29 protein-coding genes are annotated in these 24,902 nt (G+C 50.8%); 17 read left to right on the forward strand and 12 right to left on the reverse strand.

All coding sequences use genetic code 11. The annotated features are described in order from the left end of the window. Genes nrtS through FMN52_RS01550 form a run of 3 tightly spaced genes read right to left on the reverse strand, consistent with a single transcriptional unit; the run spans position 1 to position 1,977 of the window. Positions 1 to 246: a nitrate/nitrite transporter NrtS gene (nrtS, locus tag FMN52_RS01540; RefSeq protein ID WP_148606972.1), complete on the reverse strand. Its 246-nt coding sequence runs from the start codon at positions 244 to 246 to the stop codon at positions 1 to 3. Then, positions 233 to 1,654 (reverse strand): dihydrolipoyl dehydrogenase, encoded by a 1,422-nt coding sequence (locus FMN52_RS01545; protein WP_148606973.1) that lies wholly within the window; start codon positions 1,652 to 1,654, stop codon positions 233 to 235. Before FMN52_RS01545 ends, nrtS begins: the two co-directional genes overlap by 14 nt. A 29-nt stretch (positions 1,655 to 1,683) precedes the next feature. Next, complete coding sequence (locus FMN52_RS01550; protein ID WP_148606974.1) at positions 1,684 to 1,977, reverse strand: glutaredoxin domain-containing protein; 294 nt, start codon at positions 1,975 to 1,977, stop codon at positions 1,684 to 1,686. Positions 1,978 to 2,197: 220 nt separating this feature from the next. Between FMN52_RS01550 and FMN52_RS01555 the strand changes: the two genes are divergently transcribed. Then, positions 2,198 to 3,028 carry an alpha/beta hydrolase gene (locus tag FMN52_RS01555; RefSeq protein WP_148606975.1) on the forward strand — a complete coding sequence of 277 codons (831 nt, stop codon included), beginning with the start codon at positions 2,198 to 2,200 and terminating at the stop codon, positions 3,026 to 3,028. A gap of 57 nt (positions 3,029 to 3,085) precedes the next feature. Here the strand turns inward: FMN52_RS01555 and FMN52_RS01560 are convergent, their stop codons facing one another. After that, positions 3,086 to 3,337 (reverse strand): hypothetical protein, encoded by a 252-nt coding sequence (locus FMN52_RS01560; RefSeq protein WP_148606976.1) that lies wholly within the window; start codon positions 3,335 to 3,337, stop codon positions 3,086 to 3,088. A gap of 292 nt (positions 3,338 to 3,629) precedes the next feature. Between FMN52_RS01560 and FMN52_RS01565 the strand changes: the two genes are divergently transcribed. The 4 genes from FMN52_RS01565 (at position 3,630) to FMN52_RS01580 (ending at position 7,103) form a co-directional block, all read left to right on the forward strand. Beyond that, on the forward strand, positions 3,630 to 4,655 hold the full coding sequence (locus FMN52_RS01565; protein WP_148606977.1) for a lipid A deacylase LpxR family protein: 1,026 nt from the start codon (positions 3,630 to 3,632) through the stop codon (positions 4,653 to 4,655). A 117-nt stretch (positions 4,656 to 4,772) separates the two neighbouring features. Further along, the gene (trxA, locus tag FMN52_RS01570) at positions 4,773 to 5,096 is read left to right on the forward strand and encodes a thioredoxin (RefSeq protein ID WP_148606978.1); all 324 of its coding nucleotides are present in this window, start codon (positions 4,773 to 4,775) and stop codon (positions 5,094 to 5,096) included. Between the two features lie 103 nt (positions 5,097 to 5,199). Next, entirely contained in the window at positions 5,200 to 6,153 is a 954-nt protein-coding gene (locus FMN52_RS01575; protein WP_148606979.1) for a LysR family transcriptional regulator, read from the forward strand. 191 nt (positions 6,154 to 6,344) lie between these two features. Then, positions 6,345 to 7,103, forward strand: a complete 759-nt coding sequence (locus tag FMN52_RS01580) for a hypothetical protein (protein ID WP_148606980.1) — start codon at positions 6,345 to 6,347, stop codon at positions 7,101 to 7,103. A 113-nt stretch (positions 7,104 to 7,216) separates the two neighbouring features. On the opposite strand, the gene FMN52_RS19835 is transcribed toward FMN52_RS01580, so the two are convergent. Further along, complete coding sequence (locus FMN52_RS19835; protein ID WP_162851846.1) at positions 7,217 to 7,360, reverse strand: hypothetical protein; 144 nt, start codon at positions 7,358 to 7,360, stop codon at positions 7,217 to 7,219. An 81-nt stretch (positions 7,361 to 7,441) separates the two neighbouring features. Further along, entirely contained in the window at positions 7,442 to 8,365 is a 924-nt protein-coding gene (locus FMN52_RS01585; protein WP_148606981.1) for a PhzF family phenazine biosynthesis protein, read from the reverse strand. Positions 8,366 to 8,483: 118 nt separating this feature from the next. Here FMN52_RS01585 and FMN52_RS01590 point away from each other — a divergent pair, with 118 nt between their 5' ends. Further along, the gene (locus tag FMN52_RS01590) at positions 8,484 to 9,368 is read left to right on the forward strand and encodes a LysR substrate-binding domain-containing protein (RefSeq protein WP_148606982.1); all 885 of its coding nucleotides are present in this window, start codon (positions 8,484 to 8,486) and stop codon (positions 9,366 to 9,368) included. Here FMN52_RS01590 and FMN52_RS01595 read toward each other — a convergent pair. Both FMN52_RS01595 and FMN52_RS01600 read right to left on the reverse strand, forming a co-directional pair. Continuing rightward, positions 9,365 to 9,814: a nucleoside deaminase gene (locus FMN52_RS01595; RefSeq protein WP_240339368.1), complete on the reverse strand. Its 450-nt coding sequence runs from the start codon at positions 9,812 to 9,814 to the stop codon at positions 9,365 to 9,367. The genes FMN52_RS01590 and FMN52_RS01595 overlap by 4 nt on opposite strands. 22 nt (positions 9,815 to 9,836) lie before the next feature. Then, positions 9,837 to 10,541, reverse strand: a complete 705-nt coding sequence (locus tag FMN52_RS01600; protein WP_148606984.1) for an NAD(P)H-dependent oxidoreductase — start codon at positions 10,539 to 10,541, stop codon at positions 9,837 to 9,839. 136 nt (positions 10,542 to 10,677) lie between these two features. On the opposite strand from FMN52_RS01600, the gene FMN52_RS01605 reads away from it, so the two are divergent. Then, a complete protein-coding gene (locus FMN52_RS01605) occupies positions 10,678 to 11,529 on the forward strand; it encodes a LysR family transcriptional regulator (RefSeq protein ID WP_148606985.1) in 852 nt (283 codons plus the stop codon). 118 nt (positions 11,530 to 11,647) lie between these two features. Continuing rightward, positions 11,648 to 11,950 carry a hypothetical protein gene (locus FMN52_RS01610; RefSeq protein ID WP_240339369.1) on the forward strand — a complete coding sequence of 101 codons (303 nt, stop codon included), beginning with the start codon at positions 11,648 to 11,650 and terminating at the stop codon, positions 11,948 to 11,950. Positions 11,951 to 12,040: 90 nt separating this feature from the next. Here FMN52_RS01610 and FMN52_RS01615 read toward each other — a convergent pair whose 3' ends face one another. Further along, on the reverse strand, positions 12,041 to 12,589 hold the full coding sequence (locus FMN52_RS01615) for a peroxidase-related enzyme (protein ID WP_148606986.1): 549 nt from the start codon (positions 12,587 to 12,589) through the stop codon (positions 12,041 to 12,043). Between the two features lie 128 nt (positions 12,590 to 12,717). Here FMN52_RS01615 and FMN52_RS01620 point away from each other — a divergent pair, with 128 nt between their 5' ends. Further along, positions 12,718 to 13,626, forward strand: a complete 909-nt coding sequence (locus FMN52_RS01620) for a LysR family transcriptional regulator (RefSeq protein ID WP_148606987.1) — start codon at positions 12,718 to 12,720, stop codon at positions 13,624 to 13,626. A 65-nt stretch (positions 13,627 to 13,691) separates the two neighbouring features. On the opposite strand, the gene FMN52_RS01625 is transcribed toward FMN52_RS01620, so the two are convergent. Beyond that, positions 13,692 to 14,690, reverse strand: coding sequence for a GntR family transcriptional regulator (locus FMN52_RS01625; RefSeq protein ID WP_162525012.1), 999 nt, complete (start codon positions 14,688 to 14,690; stop codon positions 13,692 to 13,694). Between the two features lie 158 nt (positions 14,691 to 14,848). Here FMN52_RS01625 and FMN52_RS01630 point away from each other — a divergent pair, with 158 nt between their 5' ends. The 5 genes from FMN52_RS01630 to FMN52_RS01650 are packed head-to-tail and all read left to right on the forward strand — an operon-like array spanning position 14,849 to position 20,352. Then, positions 14,849 to 16,261 carry an amidase family protein gene (locus tag FMN52_RS01630; RefSeq protein WP_148606989.1) on the forward strand — a complete coding sequence of 471 codons (1,413 nt, stop codon included), beginning with the start codon at positions 14,849 to 14,851 and terminating at the stop codon, positions 16,259 to 16,261. 10 nt (positions 16,262 to 16,271) lie between these two features. After that, the gene (locus FMN52_RS01635) at positions 16,272 to 17,138 is read left to right on the forward strand and encodes a polysaccharide deacetylase (RefSeq protein WP_148606990.1); all 867 of its coding nucleotides are present in this window, start codon (positions 16,272 to 16,274) and stop codon (positions 17,136 to 17,138) included. 13 nt (positions 17,139 to 17,151) lie between these two features. Then, positions 17,152 to 18,324: an extracellular solute-binding protein gene (locus tag FMN52_RS01640; protein ID WP_162525013.1), complete on the forward strand. Its 1,173-nt coding sequence runs from the start codon at positions 17,152 to 17,154 to the stop codon at positions 18,322 to 18,324. A gap of 28 nt (positions 18,325 to 18,352) precedes the next feature. Further along, the gene (gene codB, locus FMN52_RS01645) at positions 18,353 to 19,654 is read left to right on the forward strand and encodes a cytosine permease (RefSeq protein ID WP_148606992.1); all 1,302 of its coding nucleotides are present in this window, start codon (positions 18,353 to 18,355) and stop codon (positions 19,652 to 19,654) included. An 8-nt stretch (positions 19,655 to 19,662) separates the two neighbouring features. After that, positions 19,663 to 20,352 carry an urea carboxylase-associated family protein gene (locus tag FMN52_RS01650; RefSeq protein ID WP_162851847.1) on the forward strand — a complete coding sequence of 230 codons (690 nt, stop codon included), beginning with the start codon at positions 19,663 to 19,665 and terminating at the stop codon, positions 20,350 to 20,352. A gap of 149 nt (positions 20,353 to 20,501) precedes the next feature. Here the strand turns inward: FMN52_RS01650 and FMN52_RS01655 are convergent, their stop codons facing one another. Further along, positions 20,502 to 21,518: an AraC family transcriptional regulator gene (locus FMN52_RS01655; protein WP_148606993.1), complete on the reverse strand. Its 1,017-nt coding sequence runs from the start codon at positions 21,516 to 21,518 to the stop codon at positions 20,502 to 20,504. A 97-nt stretch (positions 21,519 to 21,615) separates the two neighbouring features. Between FMN52_RS01655 and FMN52_RS01660 the strand changes: the two genes are divergently transcribed. Genes FMN52_RS01660 through FMN52_RS01670 form a run of 3 tightly spaced genes read left to right on the forward strand, consistent with a single transcriptional unit; the run spans position 21,616 to position 23,886 of the window. Further along, positions 21,616 to 22,545 (forward strand): alpha/beta hydrolase, encoded by a 930-nt coding sequence (locus FMN52_RS01660; RefSeq protein WP_148606994.1) that lies wholly within the window; start codon positions 21,616 to 21,618, stop codon positions 22,543 to 22,545. A 27-nt stretch (positions 22,546 to 22,572) separates the two neighbouring features. Next, the gene (locus tag FMN52_RS01665) at positions 22,573 to 23,304 is read left to right on the forward strand and encodes an NAD(P)-binding oxidoreductase (RefSeq protein WP_148606995.1); all 732 of its coding nucleotides are present in this window, start codon (positions 22,573 to 22,575) and stop codon (positions 23,302 to 23,304) included. Between the two features lie 6 nt (positions 23,305 to 23,310). Then, positions 23,311 to 23,886 carry a YdeI/OmpD-associated family protein gene (locus FMN52_RS01670; RefSeq protein WP_148606996.1) on the forward strand — a complete coding sequence of 192 codons (576 nt, stop codon included), beginning with the start codon at positions 23,311 to 23,313 and terminating at the stop codon, positions 23,884 to 23,886. Between the two features lie 136 nt (positions 23,887 to 24,022). On the opposite strand, the gene FMN52_RS01680 is transcribed toward FMN52_RS01670, so the two are convergent. Beyond that, the gene (locus FMN52_RS01680; RefSeq protein ID WP_148606997.1) at positions 24,023 to 24,895 is read right to left on the reverse strand and encodes a pirin family protein; all 873 of its coding nucleotides are present in this window, start codon (positions 24,893 to 24,895) and stop codon (positions 24,023 to 24,025) included. Positions 24,896 to 24,902 lie beyond the last annotated feature (7 nt).

The following is a 24,902-nucleotide window of genomic DNA, read 5'->3' on the forward strand; positions in this document are numbered from 1 at the left end:
TTAACGGTACCTTGAAACGGGCACATTGAGTCCAGAAGATTTCTGGCAATCCCGCTCGCTGGACAGCTTACCGAGCATGAAAACGCAGAACGGAACGCAGTAGGTCAAGACTGCCGGCAGCCATTGAACTTCCTGATATCCGAACAACGCATCATGCTGGTTGATCAGCAACAGAATCGAACCTACTACAAGGGCAACCTTTGCCGCCTGTGTGTGGTAACGCCTGAACAGTTCAAGCAACTGCATGGGATGCCTCCTCCTGTTCTGTCTTTCTGAGCTGTTCTGCGGCATCCCGGAAGGCGGTGCGAACACCTTCTTCAATAACCGGGTGATAGAAAGGCATCCCGAGGATCTCTTTTACTGTCAGAGACTGCTGCACGGCCCAGGCCAGGAGGTGACCGATATGCTCCGCTGCCGGTCCAAACATTTCTGCGCCCAGTAGAATGCCGCTGTGCTTGTCTGCGTAGATTTTCAGCATGCCCTGGTTTTTTGCCATCACCCGGCTTCTTCCCTGATTGTGAAAGCTGACCTTCCCGGTGATGAAGGTGTGTGGCACCAGTTCGTGTGCTCGTTTGCCCACGCTGGCAATTTGGGGGTCTGAAAAGACGACCCCCAGCCCGGCCCGTCGATGGCCGGCTTCCACGGAGGGAAAGGTGCCCGCGTTGCTTCCCGCAATACGCCCCTCATCTGATGCCTCATGCAGTAGGGGCAGCTCATTGTTAGCGTCACCTGCGATAAAGATGTGCGGTGCACTGGTTTGCATTGTGTGCCGGTCGTAGGTGGGAACGCCGCGGGCGTCCAGGGCAATGCCGGTACTCGCGAGGCCAAGCTTGTCAGTGTTCGGAGTGCGACCGGTTGCCGCCAGAATATAGTCAACCACTACCGTGTGAACGATGCCTCCGGACGTTCGATAGGTTACCTGCACACCGTTCAGGGTTTCTTTTGCTGCGAGGACTTCCGCGTGAAGGACCAGATCAAACTCGGACTGGAAAGTATCCGCCGCAATTTTCCGGATTTCGGAGTCGGCAATTCCTCCGATCGAGTCGATGCGGGAGAGCATCGTAACGTTGACGTTCAGCCGGCTCAGGGCCTGTCCGAGTTCGAGGCCAATAACTCCGGCTCCGACAACAAGTACGGATGTCGGAAGTTGCTCCAGTTCGAATACATTGTCGTTAACGAGCAGGCGGTTACCCGCGCCCTCAAGTACTTCAGGAATAAATGGTCTGGAACCTGTTGCTATAACAATCCGGTCGGCAGTGATTTCAAGACCGTTATCAATCTGCAAACGATGGGAGTCCACGAATCGGGCATATCCACGGACCTTGTGGCTATCATCAAACTCGTCGACATCTTCGACAACAAACCCGACGAAACGGTCTCGCTCTCTTTTTACCCGATCCATGACCGCCGCACCGTCAGTCTCAACCGTCGGGACATTTAGTCCGAAAACCCCGGCATGCTTTGCGCCGTGGGCGGCTTCTGCAGCGGCAATCAAAAGCTTACTGGGCATGCAGCCAACACGCGCACAAGTGGTTCCATAGTGGCCCCCCTCAATCAGCGCAATACTGTCGGTATATTTGCGAGCTTCGCGGTAGGCACCCATACCGGCTGTGCCCGTGCCAATGATGGCAACATCAACTTTTCGTTTGAGCATTTTGCTCTCCTGTATGTTGTGAGGATCGTTCACAAGGTTTGTTCGTGATCAGCCGTCTGGGCAGCATGGCGCTGCAGGTAGTGAACGATATCCTGGGATTCGTAGAGCCAGCGGACTTTTCCGTTTGATTCGATTCTCAGGCAGGGAACCTGTGCTCGACCGCCACCTTTGATCAACTCCGCTCGGTAGGCAGGGTTTCTGGCGATATCACGTTCTTCCACTGCGATGTCGATGTGTTTCATCGCAGAGCGGGTGTACGCGCAAAAAGGGCATGCACGGTAGTGGTATAAAGAGAACGATGTAGTTGGCGAACTGACGGACATGAACTGTCTCCTTCCTATTGAATGTGAGTGACATTCTCTGGTCTTTTGCCAGAGTCAAAGCGGCAGGACGGTTGGAATAGTTGGCCATCTGTTTGAGCACGGCGCTTAAGGCGACTTTGTGTACAAGAAACGAACAACTGGCGCTTGCATCGCGTAAGAAGATGTATATACACTTTATGGCAGTGACGAATCAGTGTTCAACTAATTTAGGAAGACGGAAATGAACCTTTCTCTGAATATGTTTCAGGCTGCGTTCGGTGTTTACAGCCGATTGCTGCCATCCAGCGCGGCATCAAAAGCGGTCGAGCTTATGACCATGCCCCGAATCAAGGCCGAACGGCGCGCGTCATCTCGCGAGCTCTTCGAGAGGGTCGTGCCTCTGAGTAATGACGGCTTGCTCTCGATTTATGGGAATGGCCCGAAGAAAATTCTGGTCCTGCATGGGTGGTCGGGTTGGATCGGCCAATTCAAGGATCTGATTAGTGAGTTCGATCCTGGTGAATACACCATTTTTGCGGTTCATCCGGCCGGGCATGGCGAGTCACAGGCTGCCAAATCGCATCCGGGGCGGTTTATAGAGGCAGTTCTGGAAGCCCATGAATACGTGGACGGGTCTTTTGATGTTGGTGTCGGTCACTCACTGGGTGCCGCTGCACTTGTTTATGCTCAATCCATCAGGGGTTGCTTTGATCGCCTGGTACTGGTTTCAGGCCCGGCAACGATTGAGGGCGTCCTGAGCCGTTTCGCCAGGTTTGTAAACCTGGGCCAGCGGAGTGAACGTCTTTTCGTTCGCGATATGGAGGAAACGGTTGGATTGAGCGTTGATCGACTGGATCTGATTTCGCTTGCTCCCTCAATCGAGACACCCGTGTTATTGATTCATGATGAGCTCGATTCAGAAGTTCCGGTTGCCGAATCCAGTGCATTGCACGAGGCGTTTCCGCGGAGCCGTTTAAGGCAGACAACGGGATATGGCCATAGCCGGCTTTTACAAAAACCTGACGTCGTTCGCGAAATCATCGAATTTACACATTCATCGTTCCGGCCGTAACGCGAAATTAAAAACGCACCGTCCCTGGTGCCCAGACGCAAATGAAACATCTAAAACTCAGCCGTGGCTTTCGGGCTGTACCTGGCCACGGATAACAATCTGACCGCTGTACGGGGCCGGATTTGCAGTATCGCTCTTGGCGTCGCGATCCTGAATCTCACCACGAATCACAATTTGGCCGCTGTAGGGAGCGGGCTGAGCCTGTTCGGAGCGGGGCTGATCAGATTTACGGTCTGCGAGGGTCGCATGAGCGGGCAGGGCAGCCGCAGTAATAAGGGAAGCCAGGGTAACCAGTGCAAATTTACGCATTTTCAATTCTCCACAGTTTAAGTTGGTTCAGCTGACTCCGATGCCGGAATCGGTCGGATATCAGATGAGCAAATTGTGGGACTGAACAATGTTCGGGAATAATTCTGAAACGGTATGGCAAACATCATTACCAGTGATGGGGATCGATGATGACTGCACAAAAACCGCACGTATTACTACTTATCTATAAACCGAGGTGATGTTTTAAATATCGACGCTTGATTAGTTCTGAGGGCCCGGTATTCGAAAAATAGCAGCCAACTTTTCTACCGACACAATTCCGGAGTTGGCTATGATTTTTCGATTTTTAACCGTTTCTCTTGTAGCGGCTGTTCTGGCTTCATCTGCTCAGGCCGAGTCTGCAGACTCGGTGCTTGCGCTCTCCACGGACAACGACCTGTTCGCTCCAACGCAAACGGATCGGGATTACACCGCCGGTGTAGCGATTACCTATTCCTCAAACTCGGAGGAGTTCATGGGTAACCCCGTGTCCAGGGTGAGTCAGGGGCTGGACAGGTTCGTGCTGCCCTATCTGGGCCAAGAGGTTGGAAGTCCGCAAAGCGCCGCGCTTGAACTGGGGGTTTATGGCTTCACCCCTGAGGAAATCAACGAATCCGCGATTGATCGTAGCGATCGGCCCTACAGCAGTCTGGTCTACCTGTCTTCAAGCCAGAGTTACCAGGCTCTCGGGGTCGATTCGGGCTGGACCACATCCATGACCTTGGGTGTTCTGGGTCTTGATGTATTCAAATCCGGCCAGAACGCGGTTCACAAGGTGGTAGGTAGCGACCGCGCGAACGGTTGGGACCATCAGATCTCGAATGGTGGTGAGCCGACTTTCCGGTACTCGGCGGCATATCATCAGTACCTGGATGGCAGCGAATCGGATCAAAAGTATAAAGTGACGTATTTCGGATCGGTCGGATACCTGACCGAGTTTGGAGCAGCATTGGTATTCCGGGATGGCCTGATTTCCTCTCCGGACAACCGATTTAACCCCGAGCTGATGGCCTACGGTGAGCGAGCGCCCGGAGTTTCCGCACCTGGCGGACGGGAGAATTATTTCTGGGGCGGGGTGTCGGTGAAAGCACGCGCTTATAACGCCTTTCTCCAGGGCCAGTTTCGTGAATCGGACCATGAACTGGATGCCAATGATCTGAGCATCTTGCTGGCTGAAGTATGGGCTGGTTATACCCACAGTTTCCTGGCGGGCACCGAGCTCAGTTATGTGTTGCGTGTTCAGAGTTCCGAAATCAAATCCGGAACGGGAAATCGCACGCTGGCTTGGGGCGGGCTGGTATTCAGCAAACGGCTTTAAAGTCCGGACAGACACTCATCATTACGGGAAATAGAACTTATACCGTCCAGTAATTGGTTTTGCTCAGCATATGGCTTCAGTGTGTGAACCAATCGATTTGTTAAAGGAGTTGAACTTATGAGCAACATGATCGAAGTAACCGATGTAAATTTTGAGAAGGACGTTGTACAGAGTGATCGCCCTGTGCTGGTCGATTTCTGGGCACCCTGGTGTGGTCCCTGTAAAACAGTGGCTCCCATGCTGGAGGCAATCGCTGATGAGTTTGGCGATGAGTTGACCATCGCCAAAGTGAACGTCGACGACAGTCCCGATGTAACTGCAAAAATGCGGATCAGGGGCATCCCGACCCTGGCACTGTTTCAGGATGGCGGCGTGATTGCCCAGAAAACCGGTGCCGGCAGTCTGAGTGAATTGAGAACGTTCGTGAAAGGAAACTTGTAAACCTTTCCAGCGGACTCCCAATCGGGGGGCTTCTTCATACTGCAATTGCGGTTCAGGCCCCTCCGGGCCAGACTTGTCAGGGTCCATCCTTCAGGAACGTTGAATGAAAACGCAAGAACTTCAGCTGTTGTACATTTTTGATGCGATCATGACCGAACGCTCCGTGACCCGAGCGGCTGATCGACTTTCCATGACTCAGCCTGCCGTATCCAATGCGATTTCCCGAATGCGCCAGATCTGGAACGACCCATTGTTTGTGCGAAAGGGTCGTAATATCGAACCAACATCCTACGCGCTCAGCCTGTGGGATCAGGTGGGCGATCACATGTACGCATTGACGAATGCAGTCAGTGCCACGCAATTTGATCCGGCCACGTCCAAGCGGAAATTTCGCATAGCAGTAACGGATGTGACTGTTGAAATGATCTGGCGGCAGCTGATTGAACTTCTTGAAGACCAGGCGCCGGGCGTTGATATCCATGCCGTCCCCTATACGCCAGAGGGCACGTACGAAGATTTGCGCGAGGCGCATGTTGATCTCGCGGTCGGCATGCTTACCCAACACGATCACAGTTTGCGAAGTACGTGGTTATTTGAAGGTGGGTATGTCCTGGCGATGCGCGCAGACCACCCGCTGGCTGGCCGACAGATCACCATGGATGAATTCCTCCAGGCCCGGCACCTGCTTGTGACGATGTCGGGGGATGCACACGGATTCGTGGACAGCTACCTTGATCAGAAGGGCCAGAGCAGACGAATTGCCGCGACGGTCAACCATTTTTCGATTGTTCCCCAGGTCCTCAGGGATTCGAACCTGATCGCCGCGGTTCCCGAGTTGATCAGCCAGGACTGTGGCTTCGTGGATGGGCTATGGATGGGGCAGTTGCCTTTCGAAGTAGATCCAACCAGTCTGTATCTCATCTGGCACACACGCCACGACCGTGATCCCGGAATCGTCTGGTTGCGAAACCACGTGGAACGGCTCCTTCGCGAGCGCTGGCACGACATTATGACCAACTCGCCCTGTGGCCATTCGGCGGTAAAAGCCATCGCCTGAAACGAGTAATAGTTCAGTCATCATTTTTCGTGATGACAAAGATACCGCAACGGAATTATTCAGCCTCCCGAAAACTTCCAATAATCCTCTGCAGATGTCGCGAGTTGCGGCATCGGCAGGGGCCCGGTTAAACCAGGATTGATCCGGCCAGCTTGCCCAAAAATCTGCATATCTTGGAGTTGGGAGGGGGAATGAACGGCCAAACGAACTGCCCGTCGATGAGGTCCAGCTGGCAGCCTGCTGCAATCACCGATGCCACTGACCAGAAATGGTACAAACCAATCATCTCTGTAAACGCCGACAACAGCGGCAACAGGCACGTTTACAAGGCTTTCAGATTCTCCCGGGGCCTGCTCGGGAATTACTTCCAGTTTCTCGCGTCCCACGAATTCAGGATGCTGAGAAAAGTCGAGCACCTGGATTTCACGCCTGATCAAGTCAGCCGGCCATCAGACGCTTCGCCTACCATCCATTATCGTCTGATAGAGGGAAGGCCGGTAAAGGAAATTGCGGCGGGCAAGGGTGTACCGGACAACTTTTTTTCACGACTTTTCAGTGATGTGAAGACCCTGCACAAGCATGGGGTTGCCCACATGGACCTCGGCAATTCCGGAAACATTCTGGTGTCGGGGCGCGGCGAGCCTGCAATCATCGATTTTGGCTCAGCTATCCCCTTGAGTTGGCTGCCATCATCTGTCCAGAGCTGGGCCTGCCGCAAGGATATTCTTGGTGTTCTGAAGCTCTGGCATCGCTTCGATAGTGAATCAATGCCACTGTTTCTTGAACATTATTACCAGAGCAATTACCGCAAAAACATCTACACGCCCAAGCGCTTTCTAAAGGCGTTAAGGCGTTGGGTAACGGGCGGCGCTGGCGCTGAAGACCTGTCCGGAGTGGCTACCGTGATCAGTGTGTTTTGCGGGCTACTGGTTTTGGTGTCTTTCACCTGAAGAGCGGCATTCTACCGCTCAACTTAATGCTTTCCGATGGGCGAAAATTGTTGGCCTGGTCAGGCACAAAAAAGGGGCGGTCATGGTGACCGCCCCTTTTCGTTGTGGTCAGCTTAGTTGCTGATACCAAGATCGACGGTTTCGATCGCTGGATTGTTTCCACGCTCGATATCTTCCTGGCTCACGCCTTCGGCCTGTGCGAAAGCAGAGAAAACGATTACAGAGAAAACGAGAAAGAACTTGTTGATTGCGTTCATGTGATATTCCACCTTTCAAGAGAATTAAGTTAGACAGCATCGCCGTATTGGCTTGATGGTTATTCTCTTGGTTTCCCGTCTTCAGAAAAAATTGCTTTGCGGTATACAACACATAAGATCAGGTGATGGGTTAACGTCAACTTCAATAACTTCTCTGATCGCACCCCGACCACCTGCAAACAGGTTCTTGATCCTGTTGTCGGTGCCAATAGTCAGCCGCACGTTTATGACACTAGGTGAGGGCGCGGCCATCCAGCGACCCTGTTCGATAGTGAACTCCTGCTTCTGGATAGCCAATTGCTCACGCAGATAGCAGGCCAGCGGGCCAGCAGCCATTCCTGTCGCAGACTCCTCCAGGATGCCGTACCGGGGGGCGAACATGCGGGCTCCTGCGTCTCTCCCATTGCCAACGCTGTCGAAGGAGAATACGTAAAATCCTACAAGATCCAGAGCTTCGCTAAGCTTCTCAATGAGGCCGAAATCTGGCTCAAGACCCTTGACTGTCTGTCCGTCTCGAATGCCAATCACCACAAAGCTGTTGCCGGTATTGACCAACATCGGCTCGGCACCCTCGATCAGATCGTCGGTGGTTATTCCAAGGGACATCAGGGCGGTCTGTAGATCATTCTCGTCCAGCGCCTCAAAGCGAGGAGCCCTCTGTTCCATATAGGCGGCTTCGTCCTCCATGTTGACCGATCTCAGGCCATCAATGGTTTCCTTCGATGACTGATTATGGGCTAACAGGCCTTTTTGCTGCATAAAACTGAAGGTTGCGATCGTAGCGTGACCGCAATGCGCGATTTGCTGGGTCGGCGTAAAAAATTCCAGTTTTATGTCCGCCAACTCCGACGCAGACACAAAAGCCGTTTCCGACAAGCCGACAGCCGCCGCGATCTTCTGTTTTTGCTCGGCGCTGAACTGGTCTGCATTCAACACAACACCTGCCGGGTTACCGCCGGAATCGCCGTCAACAAAGGCACTGATGATTGGGACTTCAACTTTCATGATGAGTATTCCTCTCGTTGATTTAGTCACCTAATGTTTTCAGTGAACGGTTCCCGGAACAAACGGGTAAACCTGGTCTATGCTTAATTAAAAATTAACCATAAGAAGAATGGAACCGATGCAGAAACTACCTCCACTGAGGGCATTGCAGGCGTTTCGGTACGCTGCGAGAGAGCTAAGTTTTAAATCGGCGGCAGAGGCCCTGAACGTTTCCCAGGCGGCCGTCAGCACCCACATTCGTGGCCTGGAGGATTATCTAGGGTTAAAGCTTTTTGTTCGTCTGACCCGTGAAGTGAAATTGACGCATGAAGGCAGGGTACTTTCCGGCTATGTTGAGGCGGGCTTTCAGGAGCTGGAAAGGGGGATAGCGCTGTTTGCACCAAACTGCGATCCCGGACGTTTGACCGTGGCAACAGTGCCATCCTTCGCCAGTCGTTGGCTTGTACCCAGAATCGATTCGTTTCAGCGAGCTCATCCTGAAATCCAGCTAAGTCTTCAACCCAATCTGCAGTTGGTTGGTTTTCAGGGTGATGGCGTTGATCTCGCGATCCGTTATGGCAGTGGAAATTATCCCGGGCTCGAGTCAAGACTACTGCTCGAAGAAAAACTGCTGCCGGTGTGTCACAGCATGCTCACTGACAGTCAGCCTGTGACGCCTGAGAGTCTGGCAAAACTTCCATGGCTTATCGATGAATCAAGCGACATGGAAAGCTCGTGGAGGGCGTTTCAGAAAGAACTCGGCATTGAAATACCTGAAAGCTCCATAACGCTTCGGGTAACAGAGGGATCAACGCTCGTAGAGGCCGTGCTCGCCGGCAGGGGTATAGCATTGATGCGATACAGCCTCGTTGCCGATCTCCTTAAAGCCGGCTTGCTTCAGAGCCCGATCGAAATTTCGGTCCCGGCGGAATACCAATACTACCTGGTTGCGCCGGAAGCGAAATTTCGCACGGACAAGGTTCGTGCTTTTGTAAGGTGGATTACTGGCGAAGTAGGCTCTTAGTCGCTCAAGTTCATTTTGGCTAACTGAAATGGAAGCAACTTCCTCCCATGATCAAGCGTGAGAACCTCGAGATCATGAAAAAAGCTTTCGTTGAGATACTCGTATGTCCGCAGATAATTGAACCCGTGTTTTTCCGCTTCATATCGACTCGACAACACAATGACTTTCTGAATCCCCGCCATACGAATTGCCAGATAGCAGAGGGCGCAAGGCTCTCCTGACGCAATCAGCGTTGTTCCGGCAAGTGAGGCGTTGTTTTCAGTCCGAGAAGCTTCCCTGATCGCCTGTATTTCAGCGTGTGCCGTGCAGTCCAGGTGCTTGGCGACCTGATTCACCCCTTTGCCAATCAGGTCCCCATTTTGATTAAGAATAACTGCCGAAAACGGCAAGCCATCTGCTTTGACACTGCTGACAGCCAAATCGATGGCTAAGTCAGCAAACTCCATGAGTCGGTCTTCGGCAATTGACTTACACATCTGCAATCTCATGATTCGATGATCGGGACAGGGCAGAAACGCTTAGTTCGAGGGCAAGGCTTTCGGCCCGGTGTTTGGCATTAGCGACTGACATCCGATGCCTCTCGTCCCCAAATTCCTGATACTCGGCAGCAATCTCGTAGACTGTGTCTACGCCAAGATACTTGCTCAGCGTGCGCAGGTGCGGTGTCAAATGACCAGAGTCTTCTCTTATTCCACCCTTTTCAAAGCCGAACTCTCCGCTGGAAGTGACTATAATTAATGTCTTACCGGAGAGTAGAGGCTGCAAGGGGAAGTCCCCACGTGAGAGATCAAAATCAAACGTTTTGTCGATGCGCACGATTTGATCGAACCAGGCCTTTAGGTGAGCAGGCATGCCATAGTTATACATTGGCGAGGAAATCAGGATAACGTCGGCTTTGGCCACCTCCGCTATCAACGTATCGGAAAGCGCCAGTATTTCCCTCTGCGCCGGGGTCCTCTTTTCCTCAGGGGTGAAAACTGCACCAATCCATTCCTGTGAAATGAAATCAGGTGGATTCATCCCAACGTCACGATAGATATAGTCATCTTCGGGACGATTCTGTTGCCAGGTATCAATATATCGACGAGCGATGCTTTTCGATATGGAGTCATGATCTGGGTTCTCGTTATTTGCGGCCCTGACGCTTGAATCGATGTGTAATAAAGTGCTCATTTTCTTTACCTCGGTTGGTGAATAGCAGCCGCCATTTTGTGATCCCGTGGAGATTGGAACAAACGAAAAGAATGCACTTACAGATGAGTTTAATTCATCTACAATATCGCCCTGGTGGTAAGTTTGGAGATTGCGTGTGCAGGTATCGTTACAGGCACTGAAAGCCTTTGAGTCGGCTGCCCGTCTGGGAAGCTTTAAGTTGGCTGCAGAAGAACTCTCGCTGACGCCAACCGCTATTTCACACCACATCGGCAATCTGGAAGGTCGGTTAAATGTAAGTTTGTTTCATCGCCAGGGGAGACGGATATCACTCACTGGAACAGGTTCAAGATTGGCAAAAGCCACCTCGGAAGGATTCCGGAAAATTGACAGTGTGCTGGAGGAGGTGATTAAGGCTGGCAGTGCGGTCAGGGTGACGACAACATCATCGTTGGCGGCCATGGTGCTGATCCCTTCCCAGCAAGAATTTGAGCAAGCCAATCCGGATATTTCTATCGAAATTTCGACAGGCGAGTCTGTAGACAGCCAACCTTATGTTATTCCAATTCGTTTCGGCGATGTTTCGGTCGTCAAGTCGTCTGACGTCATCAGGTCCGAGTCCTTTAATGTGTTTGGCGCATATGGAATGGAGTCCCCGGCATGGCCAAATGAACCCATTACGCTTTTTACCACGGAGTGGAAAAATAAATCGCTGCCGGATCCTCCACTAGCCGCCTGGTTGGAAACAAATGGACTGAGCGGGTCTGGTATTAAACTCAAAAAGTTTGATCAAGAGCTTTTCGGTATTCAGCAAGCTATGGCAGAAAACGGACTTGTGTTCTGTTCTACGACACTCACTAGAAAACTGTTAAAAGCTAAACTTCTGAAGCAATTTGAAACTCGGCCGGTAACGTCAGACCTTTGCTACTACGTACCAAATAAGGACAGCTTCGAAACGAGAGGTGCGGTCAGACTGTTAAATTGGATTGAGCATATTTTAAACCAGTAGTCCGCACCCACACTTCTTCGTCCCGCCACCAAGGTCACTTAAGAGGCTTTTCTGTAACAATATGGCTGCTCTTATAGTCAAAAGAATGACTATCGTTGATTGGGTTCGGGAGGGCACCATGATCGGTTTAACTCAGGTATCGCAGGGCGCTGATCTACCGACAGAGGGGATGAAGGGACTTTTGCGGCGCTGGTTTTATCTGAAATTCGTTCAGAAAAAGAGCACCGTTGAATTGATGGACACAGCCTGTGATCTTCGAAATAAAAGCGCGTTGACCATTGTGGCGCTGCTGGACGTTGACGAGCATATGATATCTCAAGTGGTGAGTGAGAAAAGGCTCATTTTTGTTCAGAACTGCCACGCGTACCTAAAGGGCTCAGTAAATCCTGCGGGGTTGGATTCCGGCTTTTTAAACGACTGATATCTGAAACTGCCTCGAGTTTTTTGCAGTCCGGCAACTATGAAATAAAGATCACGGTGGCGCCTTTTCACCACCGTGATCTCTATTTTGTTACTCCGATAGCGGCTTAACCGACGGAAAATCAATATCAGTCGCTAAAACCCGGTTGATATAGTTTGTTAGAACGTTGAGGGCGACATTGCCAACGATTTCGACCAACTCGGCGTCGCTGTATCCGGCTGAGCGAACCTTCTGGACGTCGTCACTTGAAACATTTCCTCGCTCCTTTGTGATCTTTACCGCGAACTCGACGGCAACGGCCGCTTTCTCCTCGTCTGAGCTTCCGTGTCTGGCAGCTTCAATTTCCTCAGAGCTGAGTTTTGCAACGTTTCTGCCCAGATAATCGTGAGCCGCCAGGCAGTAGTCGCAGTCGTTTATCTCCGCGACCGCCAACGCAATGCGTTCGCGTGTTTGGGCTGTCAACGAACCAGCGCTCAGGGCGCCGTTCAGCCCGAGATAACCTTCAAGGGTTTTGGGGCTATTCGAAGTAATGCGGAATAGGTTTGGAACACTACCCAAGAGGCTGTTTACAGCTTCGAGCAATGATCGGGCGGCTTCGGGAGCTTCCGAAATTGAGGCTGGTGTTGGAATACGTGACATATCTTTTCTCCTGTTGATTTCGTTAAGGAGCATCGATAATAAAATTTCGCCAATCATAAATAATTGGTGCACAAGGCAATTTACTATTGCGTTATATGAAAGGATAAATTCGGTAGGATTCCTGCTTTATGGATAAGATTGCATTGATGCGCATTTTCGTGGAGGCGGCCGAACGCGAGAGCTTCGTAGGGGCTAGCCAAAGGCTGGACATGTCGGCACCAGCTGTTACCCGCGCAATTGCCCGGTTAGAGGACTCGTTAAGCGTTCGTTTATTTAATCGGACAACCAGGCGTGTCCGTTTGACCGAGTCCGGAGCTCGATACTACGGAGATGCCAAAAGGATTCTGGAGGAAATCGAGGAGGTCGAGTCGGCGCTGGTGGGTGTTTACAGGGAGCCTAAGGGCGTTTTGTCTGTGACTGCGCCCGTGCTGTTCGGAAGAAAATACATTGTTCCAATCCTTACTGAGTTCCTTGAAAGACACCCTGAAGTAAAAGTGAAAGCCATTTTTTTCGATAGAATTAGCAACATTCTCGACGAAGGTCACGATGTAGCAATCCGTATAGGTAATCTGAAAGACTCCGGACAGTTTGCTGTCAGAGTTGGAAATGTCCAAAAGGTGGTGTGTGGCTCTCCAGATTATTTAAACAAACATGGCGTCCCAAACCACCCAGCTGACCTTGCGGATCACCAGATCATTCAGTCTTCTGCAGTAGAGCCGTCGACGACCTGGTGGTTTCACTCAGATGGTGGCCGGGTTTCTGTAAGGGTCTTTCCACGCCTCCAATTCAATCAGAATGACTCTGCGATCTCTGCAGTTAGATGTGGTTATGGAATTACTCGCCTGATGTCTTATCAGGTGGGCGAGGAATTTCAAAGCGGATCATTAGTGCGAATTCTCCAAGCGTACGAGGCAGAACCGATACCGATAAATATTGTTCACCTTGAGGGATTGAGGGCTAGCGCCAAAGTACGTTCATTCGTAGATCTGGTAAAAGAACGGCTTAAGAATAATCCGCTGATCAACCACCAAATGTGACTGTGCAAACTGCAGTGAGTTTTTCATCGGTAAGAACGGGTGTTTTCCCTGTTCGGCTAGATTTTCTAGGATATTTTTACCAGGTAGTTTGGCAAAGAAGGCTCTGAGATAACGGATAGGGACTTCATCCTTTCCAAAGTCCTGGTTTCTGCGTTGAGCAAGTGATCATGAAGATGCTCAGATGCTTCAGAGTGCTTCCCGGCGATCAGCGACTCAATAATAGCAAGGTGCTCGCGAAGGCCAGGCTTTTCAACTGACGCCCTTACTGCGTCGCTAAAAACCAGCCCGACAACCAGAGGCGTTAAGCTTTGGTTGATAAATTTGGCGATTTTTTTATTCGGGTTGAATGAGTGGCATCGCTGATGAAGGTCAGCTTCAATCGTCTCCAAAAGCCTCGGATTCTTGTCCTCTGGGGTTTGCGTAAGTGCTTCTTGGAGGCGAAGTTTCATCTGCTCAAGGAGTTCCACCGGAATCAATGGTCCGCAGGTTTCAAGGGAGTAAGGCTCTAACAGCCTTCTTGTTTCAAAATCCTGCTTTACATCCCGAGCCGTGAGCGGCCCTGTAATCCAGTGCCCGGTACTGTCTTTTCCAACAAGCCCTTCGTCCATCAGTTTGCCGAGAATTTCTCTGGAGATCGTCCTGCTCACTCCAAAATGCTGAGAATGCTTTTCAGAGCGGATCCTGAATTGACCAAACGTCATAGCGATTGAGGTGGATCTTTTAGTTGCTCTGTAGACATCGTCAATAATATTGGACTCTGCGGGAGCGTTAGTCTGGGCTTTGTCGTCCAAATCAAGCGTCTCTGGACGAATATCCTCCCTCAGGATGATGTCGGAGTTGTCGGTTTTGTAGCCTCTGCCTTCGAACTTAAACAGCTTGCCTTCTTCATGCAGCTCGGCCAGGGCACGCCTTACCGGGGCTCGACTTGTTTTGAAGATCTCAGCGATTGGTCTCTCGAGAATAACCTGTCCTTCCGGGAAAGCGCCCCTTTCAAGCGCCGACTCCAGTGCGTCCTTGATGACCTCAAAATTCGGTTTTTTCCCACTAGCTCTTTGTTTTGCCAATGCCTTTTTCCTCCCCAAACGCTTGTCGGAGCATAGCGACTTTGCACTGTAATGCAAATTGGACCTAACAGAGTCTCACTAATCTCAAATAGGTATTGTATCCAATAGTCATTTGCAGCTATCTTTCAAAAATACAACAATACGCGGAAGGCACTGTGATGAGAATTAGCGAAATTCTTCGTGAGGGGTCCCTGAGAAGTCGAGTCGAGACTCTTAGTCTTGAGATGAGGTCTGGGCGTTTAAGTCCAGTCAATGTTCTTAGGGAAACCCGGTTTAAACAGGGGTATTCCAAAAACCAGGGAATCCTGGTGAAACCTTTGGGAAAGGCCCCTTTCGCACACGCCCGCTCCAGTGAAAAAAGGTATCTGAATGATGAACAATTTGGATTACTCGACGGCATTCCTTTTGGAGTAAAAGATCTCATCGACGTTGAAGGGTGCACTACCTCTCGCGGTTCTCTTGTATACAGGAACGCGCCGCCTGCGAAGAGAAGTGCTGAGGCCGTCGAGAGACTTGGTTTTCAGGGAATGGTTTTCGGCGGGAAGACAAATCTGTCTGAGCTGGCGTTTTCAGGAGTCGGGACAAACGACTTATTTGGCACTCCCATTAATCCGAGAGCAACTACCGGGAAATACATCACGGGTGGTTCGTCTTCGGGAAGTGCAGCTGGTGTGGCCTCAGGACTGTGGCCTGTGTCACTGGGTACGGATACCTCGGGATCGTCCCGGATCCCCGCTGCATTTTGTGGCGTCGTTGGATTCAAGCCGTCTTTCGATAGATACCCGCTGAGGGGCGTGGCCCCTTTGGCTCCCTCGCTGGATCACTTAGGTATAAATTCCCTAACAGTACAGGACTGCATCATTCTGGATCAGGCCCTGAGAGGTCTGGCCCCCATACCGAAAGTTCGAATGCTCTCCGAGCAAACCGAGTTTCTGGTGCCACGGAATGAATCGATCCAGCCACGTGATCCTCACATCAAAGACAATTTCGATAAAACCCTGGATCTGTTGTCCAACCTTGGGTTCGAGATTCACGAAGTTGATTTTTCACCCTACGCCGAAGTTGACCGGCTCTTCGAAATACATGGGAGCCTGGTCGCCCATGAGGCCGCCCAGCAGTACGAAGCATTATTTGAGAATGGACTGACCTCATATATCGACCCGAAGATTTTGCAGAGACTGAAAGAGGGAACGTTACTGAACCCGAAGAGCTATGCACTCCTGCAGAAGATTAGAAGGAACCTGCGGGCCGAGCTGTCTTCCAGTCTTGGTAACAAGATCCTTCTCCAGCCGACAGTAAGAATTCTACCGCCTGCTATTGAATCAGTGCTGCAGGGCGTCGATGAGTTCAAGGCGTTCAACAAACTCATCCTCGGCAACACGATGTACGCGAATTACCTCGGGATGCCAGCAATAGCCATTCCGAATGGCCACGCCCCCAATGGGTTTTCGACGTCTATCCAGTTGTCAGCAGCGTCCGGCAAGGATGATTTCCTTCTCAAGACTGCGCTGTTCCTGGAGGCAGCGCTATCAAAACAAAACATTTACACACCAGACACAGTGTCTCATTGAGGTGATACCGATGAAAAAAATAATGGTTGCTTATGGAGTAGATCTTGATGCCGTCGCCGGTTGGCTTGGCTCCTATGGAGGCGAAGATTCACCCAGCGATATCTCCAGAGGCGTTTTCGCTGGTGAAGTTGGCACTCCGCGACTGATTGATCTATTCGACCGATTCGGGATTAAAGCCTCCTGGTTTGTTCCTGGTCACTCGATTGAAAGCTTTCCGAATCAATTCATGGAAATAGTCGAAGCCGGGCACGAGGTAGGGCTGCATGGCTACAGCCATGAAAACCCTATTTCAATGACATATGAGCAAGAGCGCGACGTTCTGGACAAATCCATTGATTTGGTGGAGCGCTTCAGCGGACAGCGACCTGTTGGGTACGTCGCACCATGGTGGGAATTCAGCAAAAACACCGCCGATCTTTTGCTTTCTCGCGGCATCAAGTACGACCACAGCCTGATGCACCACGACTTCCAACCCTATTACTTAAGAAAGAATGATCGTTGGACGAAGATCGACTACTCAAAGGATGCCGCAGAGTGGATGAAACCGATCGAAAGAGGGCAGGTGACTGACCTCCTTGAGATCCCTGCAAATTGGTATCTGGACGATGAAGTCCCAATGATGTTTGTGAAAAACCAGGCAAACAGCCATGGGTTTGTCACGCCAAGGCAAATTGAAGAGTTGTGGAAGGACCAGTTTGATTGGGTTTATCGAGAATACGATTTTGCGGTTTTTCCAATGACGATCCATCCAGATGTTTCGGGAAGGCCTCAAGTCCTTCTTATGCACGAAAGGTTAATTGATTACATGTTAAGCCACGAGGGTGTGGAGTTCTGTACTTTTAAAGAAATTATGGAAAAAGCGCCGTCCTATATGTGAAATGGAGTATGTGATGAAGACTATAAAAAATAGCAACACAGAAGAATTAACAGTCTTGGGAACATCAGTTACGCACCTGGAAGTAATAAAGAAAAAGGCTGAGTCAGATCTTGGGTTTCCGATTAAGTACATCACATTGGACGGTACTGAGGCGCAGCGGGTCGCTGCGCTAAGTCCCCACAAGTTTGATGTATACGATCAGTGGTTTCACGACCTGGATTTGATTTGGCCGACTAAAAGCTTGCAAGCGATAGACATCAACAGGATTGCCCATTGGGATGACATATCTGAGTCCCTCAATAGTTTAAAAGTTTCTAGCGACTTCAAGGGAACTCCCGGAGGAAGTCCATTTTCAAGACTTTTTATCGATTCAGCGGACCGTTTAACCGGAGATTGCACGGAAAATCTGAGCATGTTGCCAACGGTCTACAACGCCGACACTTTTGCCATGGTCGGCAAGGAAACGGACTACGCCAATAGTTGGGCAGCTTTATTTGATCCCGAATTCTCCGGCCAAGTGAGCATCCAGAATGATGCGGCAATCGGTGTCATCGACTGTTATCTCGCCTACCAATCGTACTCCGGGAAAAGTTTTAAGGATGCGGGAAACTTTGAAATTCCTGAAATAGACGAATTGATCGATTTTCTTTTGGGATTAAAAAAGAAAAAGCATTTCGCACAGTTTTGGAAAGAAGAATCCGAAGTGGCTAATGCAATCAATGCTAAACGAGTTCAAATATCAAGTATGTGGTGGCAAGGATTTGTTTATCTTCGCCGCCTCGGAATAAACGTCAATATGTGCACACCAAAAGAGGGATACCGAGGCTGGTTTGGTGGGCTCTCAATATCCAGTGAAGCGCAGGGTAAAAAACTTGATATGGCATATCGGTACCTGAATTGGTGGCTTGACGGATTTGCCGGCGCTTCGATGACAAGAAACGGTGCATATGTTGCGAACCCGAAAAGCACCAAGAAGTTTCTGGAAAAGGATGAATGGAATTATTGGTACGAAGGTCGCGAGACCAAAAAATCTCTTAAAGATCCGTTTGGCAACAAAATCATTGACCCAGGGGAGGTGCACGAAGGCGGAAACTATCTCGAGCGTAGATCAAATATAGCAATTTGGAATTCGGTGATGGACGAACACAACTATCTCTCAAGACGCTGGTTGGACGTCCAAGAATGAAGTTTGATCAAACTACAAGGATAAGGCTATGAACAGTCAAACTAACAAAGACGAGCTGGAGAGTCATGGTGACTACGCATTAACAGCGGTCCCTCTTAATGCAAGAAGGGGCTTTATTTCTATGACAGCGGTAATGCTGGGATTCACATTCTTTGCTTCGAGCATGTGGACCGGCGGCACGTTAGGCCAGAACTTCAGTCTTTGGCCCGATCTTCTCCTGGTTATTCTTGGTGGCAACCTGCTACTCGGGATATACGGCTCACTCCTGGCGTTCGCTGCGTCTAAAACCAACCTCTCAACGCACGTTTTATTGTGGCATTCCTTCGGCGTTAAAGGGTCGAAGCTTCCCTCTTTCATGCTGGCCATAACGCAAATCGGATGGTTCGGTGTAGGGATAGCGATGTTGTCCGCCCCCATTACCAAGTATGTGGGCATCCCTTATGTTCCTCTTCTCTTGGTCGGCGGTCTGGCAATGACCTATACCGTAGCGGTAGGTTTCAAGGCCATTGAATTGCTCAGCATGATTGCGGTTCCTGCCATACTTATTCTCGGCTTTACTTCTGTCTTCAAGGCCATATTTGACGCGCCCGAAGGCATCGATACGATCCTTTTCTCAGAGCCCAGCGGGTCTATGACTATTGCTGTCGGGATGTCACTGGCGGTTGGTTCATTCATCAGTGGGGCGACGCTTACTCCGGACTTTGTGCGCTTCTCAAAGAATAAGCGAATCGGAGTTTTTTCTACTGCAATCGGGTTCGTTTTCGGTAACAGCCTGATGTTCATTTTTGGCGCTGTCGGCGCAATCGCCACAGGGGTTTCGGACATTGCAGAGGTTCTGGCTCTTCAAGGCCTGTTAGGCGCTGGGATTATTTTGCTCGTCCTCAATATCTGGACAACCAATGACAACGCACTTTATGCCTCAGGTCTCGGACTGGTGAACATTACTGGCCTGAAGCGATCCCACTTGGTATGGGCTGCTGGCATTTTCGGCACTGTCGCATCGGATTTTCTCTACAACAACTTCATAGGATGGCTCAGTTTCCTGAGCGTGTCGCTGCCACCGATCGGTGGGATCATCATTGCCGATTTCTTCTTCCGCGCCAGAACAAATTACCCATCCGTTGAGAGCTTTAAGCCACAAAGATTCAACGGAGTTGCGATTGTCGCCTGGTTAATTGCAATTGCCGTCTCAGTGGCATCGCCAGACACGGGTGTTTTCAGTGTCGCACCTTTGAATGCCATCGTTGCGACCATCGTTAGCTATGCAGTTCTGACCGCCGCCCTTGAGAAGGTAGCAAAAAGGGCCATTCCAGAATCAGCAGAGGCGTAGAAATCATCATGAACGAGAACTCTCTCAGTTTTGCTCCAGGGATATCCGAAGGCAGTAACGATTCTCTGACTAGCGCAATTGCCTCGGATGGCACCCCCAGTCCGGGACAATGGTACAGGGTTCCGGCTCGTTGTGGTGTGGCCGTGCGCCTGAAGAAAGGCAACACGCTCGAGTTAAGGAATGACAGCGGGAGCCAGGTCTGTGATTTCTGGGCGTTTAAGGAAAATAATCTGCATGAATCGCTGTCTATGGAGCATTGCAGGACTCATCTGGGAAGGAACTCGATCAGGGAACAGGACGAATTGGTCACGAACTGGCGGCGTCCCGTGTTGAAGGTGCTTTGTGACACGTCTCCGGGTGTGCATGACATGCTCATCGCTTCCTGTGATCTCAATCGGTACAAGGGGCTCGGGGTTGATGGCTATCACGATAACTGTACTGACAACCTGAGGATGGCACTCGCAGCAATCGGTGAGACTGCCACGCATCTTCCATCGCCTCTGAACTTATGGATGAACGTAGGGCTTGGTGAGGATGGTGCCATTGAGTTTCTTGCACCGATTTCAAAGCCGGGAGATGTAATCGAATTTGAGGCATTAGAGGATCTGATCGTTGCGATGTCTGCTTGCCCTCAGGACATCACACCGGTTAACGGTGACGATAGGGAGATCTATGACCTTAATTTCAGGGTTCGCTGAGGTCCGTATGGAAATCGAAGAGGGCATTTTTTGGAAGAGCGAATTTCTCGATCTGTTTCGAGGATGGAAAGGTTAGACGCTGACCGTTTGAGGTAAAATTAGGCACCTTTGACCCTACTCGATAGCGTCAAAGGTGCCGGTCCAAGCATCTACTTGATCTCCGCAACGTAAGCCTTGGGAGTAGTGCCAAACCACCGTTTAAAGGCCTTGTAGAAACTGCTGGTGTCTTTGTAGCCCAGGCTCAGACTGATCGCACTTGAATCGCTGCCTGCTTTAATAAGCACCAATGCCTCACGTTTCCTCACAGCCTCCACAAGAGATTGAAAGTCGGTACCCTGCTGCTTTAGCTGCCGATACAGAGTTTGACGGCTCATGGCCAGGTCGGAACAGACCGTACTTATCGTTACCGCTTTACCTGAAGCAAATCTTTCCCGAATATGTGCTTGAACTTTCTGCTCAATGGGTGTGCTTTTCTGCAAGGCTTGCAGGCTTTGCCTGGCTTGCTTTTCTATCAGCATCTTCAGTAATTCGCTGCTGCTGACGATAGGCAAGTTCAGAAGTGCCGAGTCAAAACGCACGTAATTTTCGTCAGCATTGAAAACAAGCTTCTCGCAAAATATCGATTTGAACGGCTCGGAATACTCTGGCTCGGAGAATATGAAGCCGGCTTCTCGAATCGGGAAATTGTGGTTGCTCAGCGCACGAGCCCAGGCCGCCATGGCGCTCATACTGCGCTCGATCGCAATATCGGGATAGCCTTTATTTTGATCCAGGCTAAACGTCAATGTGCAGCCGCCTCCGCGCTCGGTGAGTGTCCAGCTCTCTGAGGGGTTCATCAGTTCGATGTTTTTGATGAAGATCCCGAGAGCTTCACGCAGGTTGCTCGCCTGACTGACCCAACTGGCCAACAACCCCTTTGCGGCCGGGTTGATCGTTTGCCCTAATTCCAGGCCAATACCGGGTCTTTTGCCCGCCTCTTCCAGAGCCTGCCAGAGTGCGACCAGTGAAGACTCTGGGATACGAACATGTGGATCTACGCTCTCGAAATCATTGAGGCCTAAAGCAGTCAGTTGCCGCTGAGATATCAATCCCAGGCTTCGGCAGGTGGTCACTAAATCCCGGGAAGCGGCGCGAGAAACTGTGTCCCAGTGTGTGTTTTGGTGCATGCCTGTTACCAACGGACAATCGAATGATACCAACGGACCTAGGTCCGAATGAGGTCACTGCATAACATTACCACTTTATGGCTGCGGCAAGGATTGAATGGTGATGATGAAAGGGACCTGGGTATCTGCACTGGCTCTAACAACAAGCCTGTTTTTAACAGCGTGTGCTGAACCGATCGAACAATCTTGGCTAGAGCAAAAGTACAGTAATTCGACGTCACGTTTCATGTCCATCGATGGCAACCGAGTGCATTACAGGGATGAAGGAGTAGGGGAGCCATTGGTGCTAATCCACGGCACAGCCTCTTCGCTGCATACATGGGACAAGTGGGTTCAAGGGCTAAAACCCAACTATCGCGTTATCCGAATGGATCTGCCCGGGTTCGGTTTGACCGGGCCAGACCGGGCTGATCGATACGAAATCGAGGATGATGTCAGGTTACTTACGGCGTTTTTGGCCCGTCTTGGGATTGAGAAAGTGCATCTGGCGGGCAGTTCGCTGGGTGGCCGTATCGCCTGGCAGCTAGCACTGGAATATCCAGAAAATGTTGAATCTCTGACTTTGCTGAATGCGCTGGGCTATCCTCAGGAGCGTTGGCCATTGCCCATCGAAATGGCGCAATGGCCAATCATGGATAAAGTCATGGCAAGCTTTTCACCACGCTTCATGTATGCGTCAGGCTTAAAGGATGTTTACTTCGATGAGTCGCTGGTAAACGATAGATTGGTAGACCGATACTTCGAGCTGTCCCGCTATCCCGGTAACCTTGCTGCGTTTCCAGAGCGCGTCCAGGCCCGGCTCGATAAGGATGCCTCGTTGATATCCGGCATCCGCGTACCCACGCTGATCCTATGGGGAGAAGAAGACAAGTATTTCCCAGTGGAAAATGCCCATCAGTTCGGCGCGGACATTGCCAACTCAAGGGTGCATGTTTACCCCGATGTCGGTCATTTGCCGATGGAAGAAGTGCCGGAGCTTTCCCTGGCACACTTTAGCGCGTTTATTCGCGAAAACGCCGTTCAGTGAGCGGAGCGGTGATAAAAAGGAAAAATCATGAAAGTATTGGTTGCGGGTGGCAGCGGTGCTACCGGGCAGTTGCTGGTAAGGCAATTGTTGGATCGTGGGCTATCCGTCCAGGCGATCGTGCGCTCGCCCGATCAATTTCTCAAAGCTGTCGGGGAACACAAAAACCTGTCGGTTATTAACGCTTCTATCCTGGAGCTGAGTGATACCGAGCTTGCTCAGTACGTGCATGGATGCGGAGCCGTTGTTTCGTGCCTTGGGCACACAATGAGTTTCAGAGGCGTCTATGGAAAGCCCCGACGGTTAGTGTCGGAAGCCACTCGGCGTTTGTGCGAAGCAATAAGAACGATCCAGCCGACGCAACCATTGAAGTTCGTTCTCATGAATTCCACAGGTTGCCGGAATGACGACTTGGCGGAAAGGGTATCGGTGGCAGAAAAGTGTGTTGTCGGTCTGATTCGGTTGCTGGTGCCGCCGCATTTGGACAACGAGCAGGCATCGAAATACTTACGCCGCCAAATTGGCCAACAAGATGGAAGTATCGAATGGTCGATCGTTCGCCCTGATACTCTGGTAGACTATGACGATGCTTCTAAATATGAAATTCTTCCCTCGCCAACACGAAGCGCCATTTTCAATGCAGGCCAAACCAGTCGAATCAACGTTGCTCACTTTATGGCTGATTTGGTGACGGAGGACGCTGTGTGGAATTCGTGGAAAGGGCAATCTCCGGTTATCTACAATTCGGACTCGGTTGAATGACGCACCATGCAAAAAGCTGACCCGGAAAAAATTAGCGCTTTCGAAACGCCAGAATCCCTTGCTTGTTGGCTCAAGGAGTATCACGCCATTGAACGGGAGCTTTGGGTAAAAATATATAAGAAACAAACGGGTATTTTATCTGTTAACTGGGATGAGGTAGTTGTTGAGTCGCTTTGCTGGGGGTGGATTGATGGCATGAAGCAGTCAATTGACAACCGGGCCTACCTGCAGCGGATTACACCAAGAACAGCCCGAAGCACTTGGTCGAAAAGAAATACAGAGCATGCCGAACGTCTGATCATCGAAGGCCGGATGCGAGAACCAGGGCTCTCGCAGGTTCGTGCCGCCAAGTCGGATGGTAGGTGGAGCGCGGCATACAAGGTCAGTGAAATGAGGGTGCCCCCGGACTTTGTTAAAGCTCTGGAAGCAAGACCGGATGCAAAAGCTTTCTTTGATTCGCTTCCAAAATCGAGCCGTTCTTTGATTGCAGTCGGTTTAGCGAGTGCGAAGAGGGCTGAGACCAGAGAAAGGCGATTTGATAAGTTCATTGAAATGCTTGTGCGCCAGGAAAGACCCAAATGAGAATGTTGTGGCGCGCACTTAGGAATGCCGTACTGCTCCTCCAGATCGATGTTATAAATCGGCAAGTCAAAATCATTAATCTCAACATAATCGATATCCGCATTCGCCAGCTTGGTCGCGGCAAACGTTACAACTTTCATACAAGGCTCCCCAATTCACCCGCGTTATAACGGGCAACCACCTGGTCGATTTCTTGTTGGGTGCTCATTGCAAACGGTCCGTGTTGAACAAAATTTTCATTGATTGTCTCGCCCGAGAGCACCGCAAAATGGCTGCTTGATGGAGACTTTCCGCGTATTCTGACGGCCTCGCCCTCTGCACCGTTAATCGCGCTGGACTCTCCTTGGTGGAGAGTGAACCATTCGCCGCGCACCTGATATTCGATGTCGCCTTGAACGGAATAGATCCAGGCATTAAAGCCCGTTTGAATGCGATGTTCGAATACAGAGGTTTTGTCTACAAAACCATCAAGAATAGTGGCTGGCCATACCGACGCTGCGTCCGTCTCGACCCCATTGCTTTGACCAAGAACCAGCCGCACACGGTAGCCTTGTCCCTTCAAGGTCGGCATGTCTTCTCGCTTCACATGCAGGGAGCTCGGCGCCTGGTGCTTCATGCGGGCGGGTAAGTTAACGAAAATCTGCAGTCCATGAATCGTGGCGCCTTTTCGCGGTGCCTCGTCGTGAACGACACCGCTGCCCGCATTCAGCCAGTAGAGGTCGCCAGGGTGGATGTCGAAATCATTCCCCAGCGAATCGCGGTTGTTGAATTTGCCTTCCGTATCTTCAAACAAAACGGTGACCGCTGAGAGGCCAGCGTGAGGGTGGGCACCAAAGGTTGGAACCGTCATGGTGTAGTGATCCACCATGATGAAGGGATCCATCGCCCCATAGAACTGCCCGTGACGAAAACCCACACCCGTGAACCCTGAGCCCACACTCAGTGGGCTTCCCTTTACCGGGGCGAAAGTTGTCTTCGAGTCATGTTGTTGAGCAACTTGATAGGTCATTGTCTTT

Source organism: Marinobacter sp. BW6 (assembly GCF_008107725.1).
In the GTDB taxonomy this organism is placed as follows: domain Bacteria; phylum Pseudomonadota; class Gammaproteobacteria; order Pseudomonadales; family Oleiphilaceae; genus Marinobacter.